Annotated in this window: 16 protein-coding genes and 1 pseudogene; 12 read left to right on the forward strand and 5 right to left on the reverse strand. The window is 68.4% G+C overall.

Going from position 1 to position 18684, the window contains the following annotated elements; translation table 11 throughout:
• Nucleotides 1–125 precede the first annotated feature (125 nt).
• Complete coding sequence (locus HDA44_RS02970) at nt 126–1685, reverse strand: alkaline phosphatase D family protein (RefSeq protein ID WP_184831097.1); 1560 nt, start codon at nt 1683–1685, stop codon at nt 126–128.
• Between the two features lie 80 nt (nt 1686–1765).
• Between HDA44_RS02970 and HDA44_RS02975 the strand changes: the two genes are divergently transcribed.
• The 10 genes from HDA44_RS02975 (at nt 1766) to HDA44_RS03020 (ending at nt 14074) form a co-directional block, all read left to right on the forward strand.
• Entirely contained in the window at nt 1766–3064 is a 1299-nt protein-coding gene (locus HDA44_RS02975) for an ADP-ribosylglycohydrolase family protein (RefSeq protein WP_184831099.1), read from the forward strand.
• Complete coding sequence (locus HDA44_RS02980; RefSeq protein WP_184831101.1) at nt 3054–3959, forward strand: PfkB family carbohydrate kinase; 906 nt, start codon at nt 3054–3056, stop codon at nt 3957–3959. The genes HDA44_RS02975 and HDA44_RS02980 overlap by 11 nt, the downstream gene beginning before the upstream one ends.
• Nucleotides 3956–5944 (forward strand): SUMF1/EgtB/PvdO family nonheme iron enzyme, encoded by a 1989-nt coding sequence (locus HDA44_RS38375; protein WP_184831103.1) that lies wholly within the window; start codon nt 3956–3958, stop codon nt 5942–5944. Before HDA44_RS02980 ends, HDA44_RS38375 begins: the two co-directional genes overlap by 4 nt.
• Nucleotides 5941–7128 (forward strand): CaiB/BaiF CoA transferase family protein, encoded by a 1188-nt coding sequence (locus HDA44_RS02990; protein WP_184831105.1) that lies wholly within the window; start codon nt 5941–5943, stop codon nt 7126–7128. Before HDA44_RS38375 ends, HDA44_RS02990 begins: the two co-directional genes overlap by 4 nt.
• 12 nt (nt 7129–7140) lie before the next feature.
• Nucleotides 7141–7968 (forward strand): aldolase/citrate lyase family protein, encoded by an 828-nt coding sequence (locus tag HDA44_RS02995; RefSeq protein WP_184831107.1) that lies wholly within the window; start codon nt 7141–7143, stop codon nt 7966–7968.
• Nucleotides 7969–8206: 238 nt separating this feature from the next.
• Entirely contained in the window at nt 8207–9799 is a 1593-nt protein-coding gene (locus HDA44_RS03000; protein ID WP_184831109.1) for a phytoene desaturase family protein, read from the forward strand.
• Nucleotides 9800–9823: 24 nt separating this feature from the next.
• On the forward strand, nt 9824–10243 hold the full coding sequence (locus HDA44_RS03005) for a TIGR03668 family PPOX class F420-dependent oxidoreductase (RefSeq protein ID WP_184831111.1): 420 nt from the start codon (nt 9824–9826) through the stop codon (nt 10241–10243).
• Nucleotides 10216–11475, forward strand: coding sequence for an RNA polymerase sigma factor (locus HDA44_RS03010; RefSeq protein ID WP_184831113.1), 1260 nt, complete (start codon nt 10216–10218; stop codon nt 11473–11475). Before HDA44_RS03005 ends, HDA44_RS03010 begins: the two co-directional genes overlap by 28 nt.
• Nucleotides 11476–11561: 86 nt before the next feature.
• Nucleotides 11562–12866: an acyl-CoA dehydrogenase family protein gene (locus HDA44_RS03015; protein ID WP_184831115.1), complete on the forward strand. Its 1305-nt coding sequence runs from the start codon at nt 11562–11564 to the stop codon at nt 12864–12866.
• Nucleotides 12866–14074, forward strand: coding sequence for an acyl-CoA dehydrogenase family protein (locus HDA44_RS03020; protein WP_184831117.1), 1209 nt, complete (start codon nt 12866–12868; stop codon nt 14072–14074). The genes HDA44_RS03015 and HDA44_RS03020 overlap by 1 nt, the downstream gene beginning before the upstream one ends.
• 40 nt (nt 14075–14114) lie before the next feature.
• Here HDA44_RS03020 and HDA44_RS03025 read toward each other — a convergent pair whose 3' ends face one another.
• On the reverse strand, nt 14115–15074 hold the full coding sequence (locus HDA44_RS03025) for a tyrosine-type recombinase/integrase (RefSeq protein WP_184831119.1): 960 nt from the start codon (nt 15072–15074) through the stop codon (nt 14115–14117).
• Nucleotides 15075–15497: 423 nt separating this feature from the next.
• Entirely contained in the window at nt 15498–16496 is a 999-nt protein-coding gene (locus HDA44_RS03030) for an IS701 family transposase (RefSeq protein ID WP_184831121.1), read from the reverse strand.
• A gap of 258 nt (nt 16497–16754) precedes the next feature.
• Here HDA44_RS03030 and HDA44_RS03035 point away from each other — a divergent pair, with 258 nt between their 5' ends.
• The gene (locus tag HDA44_RS03035; protein WP_184831122.1) at nt 16755–17267 is read left to right on the forward strand and encodes a GNAT family N-acetyltransferase; all 513 of its coding nucleotides are present in this window, start codon (nt 16755–16757) and stop codon (nt 17265–17267) included.
• Here the strand turns inward: HDA44_RS03035 and HDA44_RS03040 are convergent.
• Entirely contained in the window at nt 17236–17829 is a 594-nt protein-coding gene (locus HDA44_RS03040) for a hypothetical protein (protein ID WP_184844887.1), read from the reverse strand. The genes HDA44_RS03035 and HDA44_RS03040 overlap by 32 nt on opposite strands.
• Nucleotides 17830–17863: 34 nt before the next feature.
• Nucleotides 17864–18022, reverse strand: a pseudogene (locus tag HDA44_RS38810) (transposase); the annotation flags it as partial.
• On the opposite strand from HDA44_RS38810, the gene HDA44_RS03050 reads away from it, so the two are divergent.
• Nucleotides 18014–18640, forward strand: a complete 627-nt coding sequence (locus HDA44_RS03050; RefSeq protein ID WP_184831123.1) for a methyltransferase domain-containing protein — start codon at nt 18014–18016, stop codon at nt 18638–18640. The pseudogene HDA44_RS38810 and the gene HDA44_RS03050 overlap by 9 nt on opposite strands.
• Nucleotides 18641–18684 lie beyond the last annotated feature (44 nt).

The raw sequence follows: 18684 nt of genomic DNA on the forward strand, positions 1-18684 counted from the left end.
CTGATGAGAGCCGGACGAGGTCGGGCGGGAACGGGCCGGGGTCGGGCGAGAGCCGGACGGCGTCGGGTCCGAGCGGGCCGGGGTCGGGTGGGAGCCGGGCGGGGTCCGGTTCGGGGCGGGCGAAGTCAGGCGAGGCCGGGGCGGTTGTTTTCGACGACCAGGGTGGCGCGGGTGGACGCTGTGCCGCCGGGTGTGGTGACGCGGTCGACGATGCGGAACTCCGACGTCCACTGGGTCCGATCCAGCCGGCAACTCAAGTAACCCCGCTGCACGTTCTGGAACTTGACATGCGGATTCTCGGCCAGCAGCGCCCGCCCCGTACTGTCGACATCAACCCCGTCCTTCCCGGACGAAATCGACGTGGTGACAAACTCGCTCCCGATCACCGGCGCACTCGGATCGGCGAAGTTCACCCGCAGATCCGACGCCACGCTGCGATGCAAATCACCGGTCAGGACGACGAAGTTCCGTACGCCCCGATCGCGTACGCCGGACAGAACCCGATCCCGGGACGCGGTGTACCCGTTCCAGGTGTCCATCGGAAGTTCGAGCTCCGGCCCGGTCTTCCGGTCGAGCTGTGCCATCGCGACCTGTTGCGCGACCACGTTCCACCGACTGGTCGACCGACCGAGCGTGTCCAGCAGCCACCGTTCCTGCGCGTCGCCGGTGATGGTCCGCGCCGGATCGGCGGACACCTCGTCCGGCGGCAGCCACCCGCCCGTACTGGTCTGATCGTCGCGGAACTGTCGCGTGTCCAGCACACTCAGATCCGCCGTACGCCCGTACCGGAGATGCCTGTGCAAGCGGATCGACGGACCGTCGGGGCACTGGTCGAGGCGCAGCGGCATGTGCTCCCAGTACGCGCGGAAACCGTTGGCGCGGCGGACCAGGAACTCGTCGTAGGGCAGCCCGTCCTCGGACACGTACCCGGCCCAGTTGCCTTCGACTTCATGGTCGTCGAGCGTCACGATCCACGGCGCGGCGGCGTGCGCTGCCTGCAGGTCGGGATCGGTCTTGTGCAACGCGTACCGCGCCCGGTACTCGTCGAGCGTAAAGATCTCGCCCGCGAAATCGACCGGGACCTCCTGGTTGCGTACGCCCGCGGTCGGGCCGACGCCGACTTCGTAGATGTAGTCGCCGAGGAAGAGCACGACATCGTGATCGCGGCGAGCCACATCCTGGTACGCGGTGTAGAAACCGTCGTAGAACGCTTGGCAGGACGCGACCGCCATCGTCATCGCGGGTTCGTCGGCCGGTGCCGGCGCGGTGCGCGTACGCCCGACCGGACTGATCTGCCCGGCGGCACGGAAGCGGTAGAAGTAGTGCCGCCACGGTCGCAGGCCGCGGACGTCGACGTGCACGGTGTGCGCGTACTCGGGGCGGGCCTGCGCGGTGCCGCGACGTACGACCCGGCGGAACGTCTCGTCTTCGGCGACCTCCCACTGCACGGCGACAGCGCGGTCGTCCATGCCACCGAACGGTTCGAGCGGGCCTGGTACGAGCCGGGTCCAGATCACCACGGCGTCCGGCAGCGGATCACCCGAGGCGACGCCGAGAGTGAACAACGGCCTTTTGCCGGTGCGATGCGGTATTCCTGCCGCATCGGCAAGGTCGGGGAGGTTTCCGGTGAGAGCGAGCGCGGCAGCGGCACCCGTGGCGGTCAGAAAACTGCGGCGGTTGACCATGGCAGTGAGTATCGATGCGCTCCGACAGAACGAACCAGGCACGCGTTTCGCCTGGCGCAACAAGGGAAGGAAGAGCAGCGATGAGAATGACCTGGGTGCAGCCGGAGGACCTCCTCCCGCACCAATTGGTCCAGGCCCGGTCCGAGGGTGTGGACGTCACCGACGTCCAGGCCCGCTGGCTGGCCGCCGGGGGTACGACGGATGCTCCGGTGTCCGGCGCCTCCAGTGAGCCGGCCGCTCCGGCGTTACGGGCGCTCGCCCGGGAGCTGCTCGACGTACTCGACGCACGGACGGCGGAGTGGCACGCCCCGGAGATCCCGGAGCTGCCGTCGCTCGGCGCGCCGGTCGAGCTCGAGCAGCGGACGCTGAACGCGTGGCTCGGTCGCGCCGCGGGGAACCTGCTCGGCAAGCCGGTGGAGAAGATCCCGCGGGTGGGCATTCGGGAGATCCTGACCAGCTCGGGGCAGTGGCCGCTGGCGCGGTACATCACCGCGATCGGCGTACCGGACGAGGTGCAGCAGCGCTGGCCGTGGAACCGGCGGTCGAAACCGACCAGCCTGCGTGAGGTCATCGACGGGATGCCCGAGGACGACGATCTGAACTTCGCCATCCTCGCGCTGCTGATGATGGAGCGGCATGGTCCTTCGCTGAGTACGGAGGACGTCGCGCTGACCTGGCTGAACGATCTGCCGGCCGGGCGCGTGTTCACCGCCGAACGTGTTGCCTACCGCAACCTTCTGGAAGGCGTCGAGCCGGCCCGCGCGGCCGTGGTCGGCAACCCGTTCCGGGAGTGGATCGGCGCGCAGATCCGGACCGACGCGTACGGCTGGGCGCATCCGGGCGACCGAACCGCCGCCGCGCGACTCGCGCTGGTGGACGCCCGCTTGAGTCACACCGGGGCCGGTGTCGACGGCGCGCTCTGGGTGGCGGCGATGTCCGCGGCCGCGCTCGTCGTCGATGATCCGGTCAAGGCCGCAATTGCCGGTCTGGACGTGATCGACCCACAGGGCGCGATCGCGCGCGCGGTTCGCTTCGGGCTGACCCTCGCGGACGCCGGTCTTGACGAGGCGCTCGACGCGTTGCACGCCGAGTACGGCGATCTGCACTGGGTGCACTCGGTGAACAACAGCGCACTCACCGCGTACGCGCTGACTGCACCGGACTTTGCCGGCGCGGTCGGCCGGGCGGTGATGGGCGGCTGGGACACGGACTCGGCCGGTGCGACCGTCGGGGCGGTGTTTGGTGCCACCCGCGGGGTTCCGGCAGAGTGGTCCGCACCGCTGGACAACCGGGTGGCCACGAGCCTGCCGGGAATGGACCAGATCGCGATCGACGAGCTGGCGCGCAGGACTGTGGAGGTGGCCCGGGGTGGAGCCTGATGTCGAGGTTGTGGTGGTCGGGAGTGCGAACGTGGATCTGGTGCTGCCGGTGCAGCGCATTCCGCGGCCGGGGGAGACAGTACTGTCCGGCGAAATGAGTCGCGGTCCCGGCGGCAAGGGGGCCAACCAAGCGGTCGCGGCGGCGCGGGCCGGGGCGCGGACGGCGATGGTCGTCGCGCTCGGCGCCGACGAGGGCGGCGACCTGTTGCGGGAGGCACTCGGTGGTTCGGGAGTGGACCTGTCGCTGGCGATCAAGAGCGATGCCCCGACCGGTACGGCGATCATCACGGTCGAGGAGAGCGGTGAGAACTCGATCATCGTCGCGCCCGGCGCGAACGGCCGGCTGACGCTGTCGCCGGAGTCGCTGACCGCGATCGGCGCGGCGAAAGTCGTCCTTTCCCAGTTGGAGATCCCGTTCCCGGTCGTGCAGGCCGCGGCAGCGGCATCCACGTACTTCATCCTGAACGCGGCGCCGGCGGCCGAGCTCGCGGACGAGTTGCTGGCCGAGGTCGATCTGCTGGTGGTGAACGAGACCGAGGCCGAGGCGATCGCCGGTCCGGAGCGGTCCGCGCTGCTGGCGAAGGTGCCGGCCGCGGTCGTCACCCTCGGCGGCGCCGGCGCGGTGATCCTGACCAGGGACGCGGCCGAGATCGCGGTGCCCGGCGTACCGGTCGACGTGGTCGACACGACCGCGGCGGGCGACACGTTCTGCGGGGTCCTCGCGGCCGCGCTGGCTAACGCGTCAGCTAACGACTCGATCACGGCAGCCGACCTGACGAACGCGGTCCGACGCGCTAACGTTGCTGCTTCATTGAGTGTTCAGGTGGCGGGGGCGATTCCCTCGGTGCCGCACGGGGATGCAGTCGACGCGCGTTATGCGGAGGTATACCTGTGAATCCGCTCGAACCCCGGCCCATCGACCTTCCGGCGACGGTCGACCTCGGGCCCGGGGCAGATCTGTCCGTCCTCGACGACGCCAAGATCCTCGGCGCACCGGACGACCCGGCGGAGTTGCCGCGCTGGCGCGCCCGGCTGGCCGAGTGGCGGTACGGCGCCTTCGAACGGACCCGGTACGACGGGTCGCACTACGACGAACCGGGCCGGGAATGGACCCAGACCGCGTACTCGGTGGCGCTGGTCTGGCTCTGGGACGATCTGCTGTACGACGTCGGGACCGGGAAGTTCACGCCGGAGAAGTTCGTCCGGCACGGTGTCACCGAGTTCGGTGGGCACGACGCGATCGTGCTCTGGCACGCGTACCCGGTGATCGGGATCGACGACCGGAACCAGTTCGACTTCTACCGGGACGTACCAGGCCTGCGGGAGCTGGTCGACGACCTGCACCGGCTCGGCCTGAAGGTGTTCTTCGACTACAACCCGTGGGACGTCGGTACCCGCCGGGCGGCCGGTTCGGACCCCGCCGAGTTCGCGGCGCTGGTCAGCGACTACGCGGTCGACGGCGTGTTCCTGGACACCCTGAAGGAGGGCGACCCGGCGCTGACCCGGGCGATCCGGCAGGCGAATCCGGCGATCGCGCTGGAGGGCGAGTCACGGTTGCCGATGGCAAGGATCAGCGATCACGCGCTGTCCTGGGCGCAGTGGTTCGCCGACACCCGCGCGCCCGGCGTACTGCGCGCGCACCTGTTCGAGCGCCGGCACATGATGCACCACACCCGCCGGTGGAACCGCGACCACAGCGACGAGCTGCAGTCCGCGTGGGTGAACGGCGTCGGCCTGCTGGTCTGGGAGTCGGTGTTCTCGGCGTGGGTCGGCTGGAACGCCCGCGACCGCGCGACGCTGCGCCGGATGGTGACCGCGCAACGCGCGTTCGCGGAGGTGCTGATCAACGGCGACTGGATTCAGCTGACGCCGGAGATCCCGGAGAAGGCCCGCGAGCACGGCGTGTACGCGTCCCGGTTCGACCTGGCCGACATCACCTTCTGGACGCTGGTGAACCGCGCCGACGAGGACTTCGACGGCATCGTCCTCCGCTCCGAAGATCAGGTCGGCGACTGGTACGACGTGACGTCCGGTGTCCCGATCACGGCTGACGACGACGGCGTCCACCTGGTCGTACCGGGCCGGGGTGTGGCCGGAATCGTCCGGGTCGGCGCGACCGCCGGGGAAGAATGCCGCGCGACCGCGCGCCGGTTGGGCACCTTGTCACGACCGCATGTCGCCGACTCCGCGTTCCCGATGCGGCCGGCCGAGCTGGTCCCGGTGCCGGTTGTCGCTGGGTCCGCCGAGCTCGGCCCGGTGGTCGAGGTGCCGGCGGGGGAGCGGACGCTGACGGTTCGGCATCGGCGGCGTGAGACCGGGCTGTACGGCACCGCGCCGTACGTGGAGGAGTGGAAGCCGCTGCCGCCTCGGCTGCATGACATCCAGACGGTGACACGTGAGGTCTCGTTGCCGGCGATCTCGGTGGCGGTCGCGGAGGTGACCAACGCGGAGTACGCGGAGTTCCTGCGCGCGACCGGGTACCAGCCGCTGGTGGCGAACCGGTTCCTGAAGCATTGGGTCGACGGTGCTCCGGTGCCCGGGACCGAGGATCAGCCGGTGACGTACGTCGACCTGCCGGACGCCCGCGCGTACGCGGACTGGCGTGGTGGGCGACTGCCGACCGAGGACGAGTGGCAGGTCGCGGCCGGGCTGGACGGCTTCGGCCGGCTGGAGCCGTTGGTGTGGAACCTGACCGAGAGCGAGCATCGCGATGGTCGCAGCCGGTTCTGCATCCTCAAGGGCGGCTCGCACTACACTGCCGAGGGCTCGGACTGGTACGCCGACGGTGGTCCGCAGGAGCCGGAGGTCAGCTTCAAGCTGGTACTGACCGGCGGCGGGCTGGACCGGTCGGAGAACATCGGCTTCAGGTGCGCGGGATGAGGCCCGCCGCGCTGGACGGTGTGAAGGTGCTGGAGGCGGCGACGCTGTTCGCGGGTCCGCTGGCAGCCACCTTCCTCGGCGACTTCGGTGCCGACGTCACGAAGATCGAGCACCCGTCCCGTCCGGATGCCGCGCGTACGCACGGCGCGTCCAAGGACGGTGTCGGGCTGTGGTTCAAGACCCTCGGCCGGAACAAGCGGCTCGCCACGCTGGACCTGTCCCGCGGGCGGGACGTGTTCCTCTCGCTGGTACGGGAGAACGACGTACTCGTCGAGAACTTCCGCCCGGGCACGTTGGAGCGCTGGGGACTCGGGCCTTCAGTCCTGCTGGAAGCGAACCCGCGTTTGGTGATCGCGCGGGTGACCGCCTTCGGCCAGGTCGGGCCGTGGTCGCGCCGGCCGGGCTTCGGTTCGCTCGCGGAGGCGATGAGTGGGTTCGCGGCGGTCACCGGTGAGCCGGACGGTCCGCCGACGCTGCCGCCGTTCGGACTGGCCGATGGCATCACCGCGCTCGCCACCGCGTACGCCGTGCTGGTCGCGTTGCGGGAACGGGATCGGTCCGGGCAAGGACAGGTGATCGACATGGCGATCATCGAGCCGATCCTGATGATGCTGGGCGGTGGCATCACCGCGTACCAGCAGACCGGGTACGTGCAGCCGCGGCTCGGGAACCGGTCGTCGAACAACGCTCCGCGGAACGTGTACAAGACCCTGGACGGCCGCTGGGTGGCCGTGTCGACGAGTTCGCAGAGCATCGCCGAGCGGGTGGTGACGCTGGTCGGGCGGGCGGATCTGGTCGCGCAGCCCTGGTTCGCGACCGGGCGGGAGCGGGCGCAGCACGCCGACGAGCTCGACGACGCGGTCGGTTCGTGGATCGCGGCGCGGCCGTTGGAGCTCGTGATGGAGGAGTTCGAGAAGGCCGAAGCCGCGGTCGGTCCGGTGCACGACATTCGCGGCATCGCCGGCGATCCGCAGTACGCGGCGCTGGGGACGATCGTCAGCGTGGACGACGACGAGCTCGGTGGCCCGGTCGAGATGCAGAACGTGTTGTTCCGGCTGTCCGAGTCGCCGGGTTCGATCAAGTGGGCCGGCCGGCCGCACGGCGCGAACACCGACGAGGTGCTCGCCGAGATCGGCGTGACGCCGGACCAGCTCGCGGCGCTGCGGGCCGCTGGAGTCGTGTAAGGGGTGTTGTGAGTGCTGACCGCACTGTATGTTCCGGCCAACCGGCCGGACCGGTTCGCGAAAGCCGTTGCCGCGGGCCCCGATCTGGTGGTGTTCGACCTGGAGGACGCGGTCCCGGTCGGTGACAAGGCCGAGGCGCGCGGCTGGGCGGTCGCCTGGATCGCGGCGAACGCGCACGGGCCGGTGCAGATCCGGGTGAACGCGCTGACGTCGCCGTGGATCGAGGACGACCTGGCGGCGATCTCGGCCGTACCGTCGGTGCGGATTCGGGTGCCGAAGGTGGAAAGCGCGGCCGACGTCCGGGCCGTACTGGACAAGGTGCCGTCGGCAAGGATCACCGCGCTGCTCGAGTCACCACTCGGAGTGGAGCGGGCGTACGAGATCGCCACCGCCGATCCACGGGTGGAGGCGATCGCGCTCGGCGAGGCGGACCTGTCCAGCGCGCTCGGCGTTGACGGTGCGGAGGGACTCGCGTGGTCGCGCGGGCGGCTGGTCTCGGCGTCACGGGCAGCCGGGCTGGGCGCGCCGATGATGTCGGTGTACCCACACGTCGGCGATCTGCCCGGCCTGCTGCGCACGTCGATCGAGGGCCTGCGACTCGGTTTCGTCGGCCGCACCGCGATCCACCCGCGCCAGCTCGCCACCATCGTGGAAGCCTTTACCCCGACCGAAGCCGAGGCAACCGCCGCGGCGGAGCTGCTCGCGGCGGTGGACGCCGCCGGCGTCGCGGACGGCGGGGTGATCGTGCTGCCCGACGGCCGGATGGTGGACCCGGCGATGCTCGGCCGAGCCCGCGAAATCACCACTCTCCACCACCAAACCAACCCCCACCCCCACTAACGCCCCGCCCCACCGGCCCCGCCCCACCGGCCCCGCCCCACCTGCCCCGCCCCACTAACGCCGCCCCACCTGCCCCCGGCCGCCTGCCGCCATTTCAGGGGTGAACGTCTGAGCTTGACCCTTCACATGCCGCATGCGGGGGGTGAACGGGCACCGGGAGGGGTGAACCTCTGAAATGGCGGCAGGCGGCCGGGGTGCCGGGGTGGATGGGGAGGGGCGCCGAGTTATGGTCCTATACATGCTGCCGCGCAGTGTTGATGCCGTTGTGATCGGAGCCGGGCCGAACGGGCTGGTGAGTGCGATCACGCTCGCCGACGCCGGCTGGGACGTGCTGGTACTGGAGGCCGCCGACGATTTCGGTGGCGCGGTCCGGTCCATCTCCGACGGGGGCTGGATCAGCGATCGTTTCAGTTCGAACTATCCGCTCGGGGTCGCGTCACCGGTGATCCGCGCGCTGGAGCTGGAAAAGTACGGGCTGAAGTGGGCGAACGCGCCGCTGCCGCTCGTACACCTCCTGGACGAGAACGGCGCCGCCGCCGCGATCCACCCGGACCCGGAGGACACCGCCAAGTCGCTCGGCGCCGAGCACCCGGGCGACGGTGACGCGTGGTTGCGGTTGTACCAGCAGTACGTGTCGATCCGCGAGCCGTTGCTGAAGGCGCTGCTCACCAGTTGGCCGCCGATCGCGCCGGGCGTACGACTGGCGCGAAAGCTCGGCTCGGCGGGTGAGTTGTTGCGGTTCGCGCGGTTCATGGCGATGCCGATGCACCGGATGGGCCTGGAGTTGTTCGACGGGCGGCATGGACCGGCGATTCTGGCCGGGAACGCGCTGCACGCCGACGCGCCACTCTCGGGCAGCGTCAGCGGCACGATGGGCTGGCTGCTCGCGATGCTGGCCCAAGACGTCGGGTACCCGGTCGCCGCCGGCGGATCGTCCGCGTTCTCCGGCGCGCTCGTACGCCGTGCCGAACGCGCGGGCGCGCTGATGGTGCCGGGCATGCCGGTCACGGGCATCGACGTGTCGGCGGGCCGGGTGACTGCCGTTCGTACCGCCTCCGGTGAGACTGTCTCGGTCGAGCGGGCCGTCATCGCCGACACGTCCGCGCCGAGCCTGTACGGCGAGTTGTTGCCCGAGGCCCTTGTTCCGGCCGGGCTGCGCCGGGATCTGGACGAGCGGTTCGAATGGGACTATCCGACGGTCAAACTGAACCTCCGGCTCAGTGGCCCGATCCCGTGGATCGCGGAAGAAGCACGGTCGGCCGGCGTCGTACATCTCGGCGGAACGGCCGACGACCTCGTCCACCTGTCCGCGGACCTCGACACCGGGCGCGTACCGTCCCAGCCGTTCCTGCTGATCGGCCAGACCACCAAGTCGGACCCGTCCCGTTCGCCGGAAGGCACCGAGGCGGTCTGGGCGTACGCGCACCTGCCGCGCGGGATCGCCGATGACGCGTCCGCGGAGAAACTCGCCGGCCGGATGGAACGCGCGATCGAACGGTACGCACCGGGGTTCGGCGAGCTGGTCATCGCCCGCGACCTGCAGCGGCCGTCCGCGCTGGAGTCCGGCAACGCCGCGCTCGGCTTCGGCGCCCTCGGCGGTGGCACGATGCAACTCCACCAGCAGCTGGTCTTCCGCCCGACGATCGGGCTCGGCAGCGCCCGTACCTTCGTCAACGGCCTGTATCTGGGCAGCTCCGCGATCCACCCCGGCGGCGGCGTCCACGGTGCCTGCGGCCACCTCGCCGCTCGTACGGCCCTCCGCGACGCCTCCGTCCTCGGCCCGCTCACCCGCACCCTCCCCGCCGCCGCCCTCCGCCACCTCCAACGCTGACGGTGTCACGGCTAGGGTCGGAGGGTGAGACTCGACGAGGGTGAGTGCCGCGCGCGGGTGGGGGCGGCTCGGGTAGGGCGGTTGGCGACCGTTGGTGCCGACCTGCGCCCGCATCTCGTCCCGGTCACGTACGCGGTGCACGGCGACGAGCTGTTCATCGGGATCGATCAGAAGCCGAAGAGTACGACCGCGCTGCAGCGGCTGCGGAACATCTCGGCGCACGACCAGGTCGCGGTACTCGTGGACGAGTACGACGAGGACTGGACACATCTTTGGTGGGTACGCGTCGACGGTGCCGCGCGGGTGGTGCCGTACGACGCGGTGGCGATCGAGTTGCTGAGCGCGAAGTACCCGCAGTACGAGACGGATCCGCCGCGTGGTCCGGTGATCGTGATCCGGGCCGATCGCTGGTCGGGATGGGCCTACCGTGGGGAGGTCGCGTGACCCAGGTGGACGAGTTGATGCGGGAGCTCGCGCCGCAGGTGCTGGGGTTCCTGGCGCGGCGGTACGAGCAGTTCGATCTGTGCGAGGACGCGGTACAAGAGGCGTTGCTGGCGGCGGCGACGCAGTGGCCGGTGGACGGCGTACCGGCGAATCCGCGGGGCTGGCTGATCACGGTCGCGACGCGGCGGCTGACCGATGCGTTCCGGAGCGACAGCGCGCGCCGGCGGCGGGAGGATTCCGTTGCCGCGATGGCCGGTCCGGAGGAGTTGGTTGCCCCGGGCGCCGATGTCGACGAGACGCCGGACGCGGACGATACGTTGACATTGCTCTTCCTCTGTTGCCATCCGGCGGTGACGCCGGCGTCGCAGGTGGCGTTGACGTTGCGGGCGGTGGGCGGTCTGACGACGGCCGAGATCGCCCGCGCCTTCATGGTGCCGGAGGCAACGATGGCGCCGCGGATCAGCCGGGCGAAGAAGAGCATCAAGGCGGCCGGCAGCCGGTTCGCGATGCCGCCGGAGCCCGAGCGTGCGGAGCGGCTGCGGGTCGTACTGCAGGTGCTGTATCTGATCTTCAACGAGGGGTACACGGCGAGCTCGGGGGAGTCGTTGCAGCGGGTCGAGCTGACTGCCGAGGCGATCCGGCTGGCGCGGATGCTGCGATCGGCGCTGCCGGACGACGGCGAGGTCGCGGGCCTGCTGGCGTTGATGTTGCTGACCGATTCGCGCCGCGCGGCGCGAACCACCGCGGACGGCGGTCTGGTGCCGATCGACGAACAGGACCGATCGTTGTGGGACCGCGGTCAGATCACCGAGGGCGCCGACCTGATCCTGCGTACGCTGCGGCAAGGCACGATCGGCTCGTACCAACTGCAGGCCGCGATCGCCGCCGTACACGCCGAGGCGCCGAGCGCGGACGAGACCGACTGGCGGCAGATCCTGTCCTTGTACCTGGTCCTGGACAAGCTCGCGCCAAACCCGATGGTGACGCTCAACCGGGCGATCGCGCTCGCACAGGTCGAGGGTCCGCAGGCGGGGCTGGACCTGCTGGCGACGCTCGAGGACGACAAGTTGATCACCGAAACGCACCGCCTGGACGCCGTCCGGGCGCATCTGTACGAGCGGGCCGGCGAGCTGACCAAGGCGCACGAGCACTACCTGGCCGCCGCTCGCCGTACGACCAGCCTTCCGGAGCAGCGCTATCTGCAGGCGAAGGCGGCCGCGATCGCGATCTGATCAGCACCCGGTTCTCCAGGTGTGCTGGCTGGTTACCGGCGGCCCAGGCGTGACCTGAGTTGTAACTTCGGTTTACAGTTGCTGGTATGAGCCTGCAGCAGCGCACCCGCCGGGACGCGATCGGCTTCGGCGTCGCCTGGCTGAACAAGCTGGCGCGATCGCGGACAATCGACCGGTTCGGACTGCGAAAACCAGCCGAACGGGTGGTCTTCGAGGCGACCAAGACCGGATTCCGGACAGCGGGAGCGCTCTCGCGAGGGTTTACCGCGGTGTCGAAACAGGCGGGGTCGGCGCCGTCGCGCCTGCCGGCCGCGCGGGGGAGCGGGTACTTCGACCTGACCCCGACCGAGGACCAGGAGCTGATGGTCGGTGTCGTCCGCGAGTTCGCGACCGAGGTACTACGCCCGGCCGCCTCCGCCGCGGACACCGCCTGCGCGACCGAACGCACCGTGCTGGACTCATCCGCCGAGCTCGGGTTGAGCTTGATCGAGGTACCGGAAGAACTCGGCGGCATCGTCACCGAGCGATCCGCGATGACCGGCGTACTCGTGGCCGAGGCGCTTGCACATGGCGACATGGGTCAAGCAGTCGCATGTCTCGCGCCGTCCGCGGTGAGTACGGCGATCTCCTTGTGGGGTGATGAGACGCAGCAGGCGACGTACCTGCCGGCGTTCACCGGCGCGTCCGTACCGGCGGCCGCGCTGGCGTTGGTGGAACCACGACCGGTGTTCGATCCGTACGACCTGAAGACGCGCTACACCGGCGGGCTGCTCAACGGTGTGAAATCGCTGGTCCCGCGTGGTGCCGAGGCGGAGCTGTTCGTGATCGGCGCGCAGACCGACGCCGGGCCCGCGCTGTTCCTGATCGAGGCGGATCATCCGGGCGTCACGATCGAGGCCGAGCCGTCGATGGGCTTGCGGGCGGCTTCGCTGAGCCGCGTGATCCTGACCGACGTACCGGCGGCGCCGCTCGGCACGGTCGACGACTACGCCGAGTGCGTGCGGCTGTCGCGGCTCGGGTGGTGCGCGCTGGCGCTTGGTACGGCACGGGCGGTGCTCGACTACGTGACACCGTACGTGAACTCGCGGTACGCGTTCGGCGAACCGATCAGTCATCGGCAGTCGGTGGCGTTCATGGTCGCGAACATCGGGATCGAGCTCGAGGGCATGAAGCTGGTGACGTACCGGGCCGGATCGCGTGCTTCACAAGGGTTGCCGTTCGCGCGGGAGGTGGCGCTGGCGCGGCGGTTGTGTACCGACAAGGGCATGCGGATCGGCACCGACGGCGTCCAGCTGCTCGGCGGCCACGGCTTCGTGAAGGAACATCCGGTCGAACGCTGGTACCGCGATCTGCGCGCGATCGGCGTGATGGAAGGCGCGGTGCTGGTCTGATGATCAACCTCGAAACCCCGCGCAAGTTCCGCGCCTTCGTGAACCAGGCGCATCAGGTCGCGGCGGAGATGCTGCGACCGAACTCCCGCCGGTACGACCTGGCCGAGCACGAGTACCCGATCGAGCTGGACATGCTGGCCGCGATGGTCGACGGCTTGGGTGCCTCAGGCAACGGTTCCGGCGCCGGAGCATCGGGCGTACGCCGCACTGCCGCCGCCGACGCGGGCGTGGTCAACGGGTCGAACCTTTCATCGGTGCTGTCGATCATGGAAATGTGCTGGGGCGACGTCGGCCTGCTGCTGTCGATGCCGCGGCAGGGCCTGGGCAACTCGGCGATCGCGTCCGTCGCCTCCGACGAACAACTCCGCCGTTTCGACGGCTTGTGGGCCGCGATGGCGATCACCGAACCCGAATGCGGCTCCGACTCGGCGAACATCCGCACGACCGCCCGGCTCGACGGCGACGCCTACGTACTGAACGGCGAAAAGATCTTCGTCACCGCCGGCGCCCGCTGCGACGCCGTAGTCGTCTGGGCAACCCTCGACAAAACCCTCGGCCGCGCCGCGATCAAGTCCTTCGTAGTCCTCAAAGACACCCCCGGCCTGACGGTAGAACGCCTGGAACACAAACTAGGAATCCGAGCCTCCGACACGGCAACCATCCACTTGGAAAACTGCCGAGTCCCTCGCGAAAACCTCCTCGGCTCCCCGGAAATCAACACCGACGCGGGCTTTGCGGGCGTCATGCAGACCTTCGACAACACCCGCCCCCTGGTGGCCGCGATGGCAGTCGGCTGCGCCCGCGCCGCCCTCGAACTCACCCGCGACCTACTCTCCGAGGCCGGCCTGGAAATCGACTACGACCGCCCCCTCCACCACCAACCCGCGGCCGCCGCCACGTACCAAACCCTGGAAGCCGACTGGGAAGCCGCCTACCTCCTCACCCTCCAAGCCGCCTGGCTGGCCGACAACGGCCACCCCAACTCCCTCCAAGCCTCAATCGCCAAGGCCAAAGCCGGCCGCACCGCCAACACCATCACCCTCACCTGCATAGAACTAACCAGCTCCCTCGGCTACTCCGAACACCACCTCCTGGAAAAATGGTCCCGAGACACCAAAATCCTCGACATCTTCGAAGGCACCCAACAAATCCAGCAACTAATAGTCGCCCGCCGCCTATTGGGCCTATCCTCCGCCGAGCTCAAATAGCCTTGTCTTCAAGTGATCCAAGCCCTGCAGTCGTACGCCCTCAGACCAGTCCCGGGTCATTGTCGAGGTCCGCCTCATCGAGCTCTCCAATGTCCCTGCTCCGTGACTGCTCCGTCAGCCGCAGCGCAAGTTTCCGCAGCCGCCGGTCGACGGCCTGCCGTGCGCGGTCGTACGACGAGGGCAGCATGTGCGTGTACATCCGCAGCGTGAACCCGGGATCGTGGTGCCCGAGGTACTCCGCGAGCTCCTTGATGTTGACGCCATCGGCGAGCGTAATGCTGGCGTAGTAGTGCCGTAAGGCGTGCAGTCCTGTGGTCCGGTCGGTCTTGAATCGTCGACGGCCGCGCTTGTCCTTGGTCGGTGGCGGGATGACGCCGGCAGTTGCCAGTGCAGGTTTCCAGACAACCTCGTCGTACAGCCGCGCCTTGAGATGTTTTCCGTCCGGCCAACTGAAGATCAGTTTGTGATCCTGGATCTTGCCGTTGAGTCGTTCCCACGGAAGCGAGATGGTAGTTGCGCCGAACCGTTCGATGTGATTCTGGACAGCCTCCGCGAGTACGGGCGACATCGGTACGAACCGTTCCTTGTCGTTCTTCGGCAACGCGAACACGAACTGCTTCCCCAGCCGTTTCACCTGCCGTCGAACCCTGATCACCATGAGCCCGAAGTCGAAGTCATCAACCGTCAGCCCGAACAGTTCGCCCTGACGCAACCCCGCTGCGGATGCGATCGTCGGCAGCATCCTGAACTCCTCGGGATGCGCCTGGACGATGCTCGCAACCGTCTCATCAGCCCAGGCAACAGCTTCGGAGAACCGGCGACTCGGCAACTTGACGATCTTCGACTGCGCCGGGTTGCGTTTGATCAGCTCGTCGGCAACCGCGAGTTCAAGACACCCGTTCAATACCAGAAACGCGCTCCGCGCCGTCGAAGGCCCGTAGGCGCCGAGCAGATCAGCCAGCCAGACCGCGACCTCTGACGGCAGAATGCTCTTGACCATCCGCCCCCGAACACCGGCTCGACATGCAGCCGCCACCTCGACTCGTACTGGATCTCAGTAGCCGGGTCGATCGTCCGCGATCCCATCCACCGCGGCCAGACCTCATCGAGCCGCACTTTGCCGGCGCTGGGATCGAAATAGTCCCCACGATCCCGATCCGTCTCCATGTCGGTGGGCGGTGTGGAATGGTCGCCGTGGGCGGCGCGTTGGCGTGCGGCGGTGACGGCGAGGAAGGCGTGGGCGAGCATCGCCAGGGTGGTCCAGCGGTGCCAGGAGGTCCAGGTGCGGACTTGGTGTTCGTCCAGGCCGGCGCATCCTTTGCCGGCTTGGATGTTCTCCTCGATCCGCCAGCGGGTTCCGGCCACCCGCGCCAGTGTTGCGAGCGGAACAGTGGTGGTGGCGTGGCAGAGAAAGTAGGCCAGCTCACCGGTGTGCAGGTTGCGCCGGAACAGCAGCCGGCGGTGATGGGTCGGCTCGCCGTCGCTGATGCTGGTGAAGGCCCGGGCGTAGAGCCGTTCGCCTTTGCTGCCGCGGCCCGCGGACAAGACCTGCCAGCCGTTGCGTGGGATCTGCTCGACGAGGCTGTCGGCGCGACAGCTTGCCTGCCGGGGTGGGGACCTGGGTGTCACAGGACACGGCCATCACGTAGTTCATGCAACGCGTTTCCAGCTCGCGCCGAAGCTCGGGGTTGTCACCGTAGGCCTCGTCGGCGGCGATCCAGCCCGGAAGGATCCCAGCGGCCAGGACCCGCTCGGTCATGCGCGGCGCCAACTGTGGCTTGGTCGCGAACCCCACCTCCTGAGGCACTCCGGCCTCGGCCAGCCGGTCTGGGTCAGATGTCCAGGATTGGGGCAGGTGCAGCTCGACATCAACGAACGCGTGCCCGGCCGGAGTGGCCAAGGTGGCATACACCGCGAGTTGGCAGTTCTCGATCCGGCCGCAGGTGCCTGAATACTGGCGCTGCACTCCGATCGTGCGCGAGCCCTTCTTCTGGTCGCCTGTCTCATCGAACACCAGCGCCACCAGATCAGTGTCCACACCGACGGTCAGATTCTCTGCCACGTAGCCGGCAACGTCAGCCCGGACCGCGGCATCGTCCCACCTCGCACGCCCCAGCAAGTGCTGCAACCGATCCGGGGAGCCGTGCCCGGCGTACTCGGCCAAGCTCCAGCAATTCTTCCGCGGCAGATCCGCCAGCAACCCATCGATCGCATCCCGCGCCGTCCGGCGCGCCTCCGGCCGCACGAAACAGCCGCCAACTCGCAGCATCAGCGCGTCGAGTTCCTTGCTCCAGCTCTCGACCTCTACCCTTAGCGCAGCGGCCATCGCCAGATCTTCAGTTGTCGTCACAAACACTGCATGATCAAGCGGTGGCCGCACCCTGTCACAGCGATACGCCGAGCACCAGAGCCCCTTGCTCACAAGGCGAAATCAGACCAGGTCACGATCTACTGCTGCAGCACTAGGAAGTCAAGGTCGGGTTCGAGAACCTCCGCGATACCGCCGAGTCCGGGGTGCCGGAATCGTGGCCAGGTTGGATACTCCAGCCACGAAGCGGCTGGCCCAACCGCCGTCAGGGGTGCTGAACTGTTCGTCGCACGGTTCAGCACCAGCGCCATGAGACATGACGTTATGCGATCGAGTCGCATATGGGTACTGCGGTGAGCTTACGATTAGATGGTGTCTAGTGCTCAAGCGGTCAGCGTTGGCGTCGCCACGATCGAAGATCTGCCAGGAATCGTCGAGATCCTCAACGAAGTAGCGGAAAACTCTATCGCGAACTTCAGCACCTCTCCGACGACGGTGACTCAGCGACAATCATGGTTCGAGCGACACGAGCCGACCGGTCCACACCGACTGCTGGTCGCACGCCTCGGTGGGTCCGTGCTTGGCTTCGCTGCGAGCGGCCCGTATCGAGACGACTATGACGCTTTTCGCGAGACCGTGGAGGTCAGCATTTCGCTGGCACCTGCTGCCCGCCGTCGAGGCGTCGGCACGCTGCTCTACACGGACTTGTTCGATCGCTTGGTCGGCGAACCGGTCCACGTTGCGCTCGCTGGTATCGCACTGCCCAACGACGCGTCGGTGACATTGCATCGAAAGTTCGGATTCTCCGACGTAGGGACCTTTCGTGAGTACGCAAGGAAGAACGGTCAGTACATCAGTTCCCTGTGGATGCAGCGCGTCTTCTGAGGCGGACAGACGGCATCCGAGCGACGTGGCCGCTGGCAGAAGGCCGCGCCGTAGGGCAAGGCTTGGTCCATCGGCGGCCTTGGCACGCGATCGTCACGGAGTCGGCCGACCAGCCCGATCTCGAGCCGTCCGGGCATTGTGTAAGACAAGCCTTGCCCGCCTCCTCTTGTATCGAACGCGTCAAGGGTGTCGGGATGAGTTCTGGGGCCGTCAGATTGATGGAGTACTGCTCGGCGGAGTGGATGATTCTTTCGAGTACGGTCGTGCGCTCGGTGGCTGAGCTGAGTCGGAGCAGCCGTGTTTGCCGGGCAGCTTCGGCGAGGAGGTTCCAGCGGGTCCAGGTCGCGTGCTTGGATTGCAGTGTCAGAACGGTGGCCGCGCCGTACGCCTCGATGGTTTCTGGACTCAGGTCAGCAGCGCCGAGGTGACGGCCGCCGGCCTGTTGGAGCGTGCCTTCGATGCTGGCAAGCGCGTCGCGGCCGATGGCCAGTTCTGCGCGCTTGCGCCACTGCTCCATGAGGTCTGCCAGGGGTTTGGCGGCGTGCTTGGCTGGGCGATTCATCAGGGTTGCCTGCTGCCGAAGGCCGCCACAGCACCCCGTTGACCACCTGCCGGTGATCACGCCACGGACGGCCCCGTCCGTCCACCTGAGGCAAAAGGGGCTCTGTCCGCCTCCATGCCGCATCCGTCAACTCACCTCGACCTGCCACAAGATCAATTATCGGACCGGCTATAGAGTCCTGCCCGTGGCGCATCAGGACGAGACCAGGACGGCCTACGACAGTGTCGTCGAGCTGTACGCATCGCTGTTCGCAAACCGGCTGGAAACACAGCCTTTCTCCCGGGCCATGATCGGCACCTTCGCCGAACTGGTGCGCGCGACGGGCAACCTGCGGACAGCGGACGTCGGGTGCGGGCCCGGACATCTGACAGCCATGCTGCACGAACTCGGCCTGGACGCCTTCGGACTAGACCTTGCCCCCGGTATGGTCGACCACGCCCGGCAGGCCCATCCGGCGCTGCGTTTCCAAGAGGCGCGGATGGAATCCCTGCCGATCGAGGACGCCACGCTTGGCGGCGTGCTGGCCCACTACTCAATGATTCACACCCCTCCGGGGGAACTACCGGAGCTGCTCGCCGAACAGGTACGCGTGCTGGCACCGAACGGTCTGCTCCTGGTCTCCTTCTTCGGGACCGACGGACAAGTACCGGTCCAGTTCGACCACAAGGTGGCGCCCGCCTACAGCTGGCCGGTGGATCGCCTCGCCGAACTGCTGGGCGATGCTGGGCTCGATCCCTTCGCCCGGCTGCTCCACGATCCATCCTCTGATCGGGGCTTCCTCGACACCCATCTACTGGCCCGCCGTTCGTAGCCACTGCCCAGTCCCCCCAGCCGATCGGCGCACCTCCGGATTGC

The sequence above is a fragment of the Kribbella solani genome (genome assembly GCF_014205295.1).
Taxonomy (GTDB): domain Bacteria; phylum Actinomycetota; class Actinomycetes; order Propionibacteriales; family Kribbellaceae; genus Kribbella; species Kribbella solani.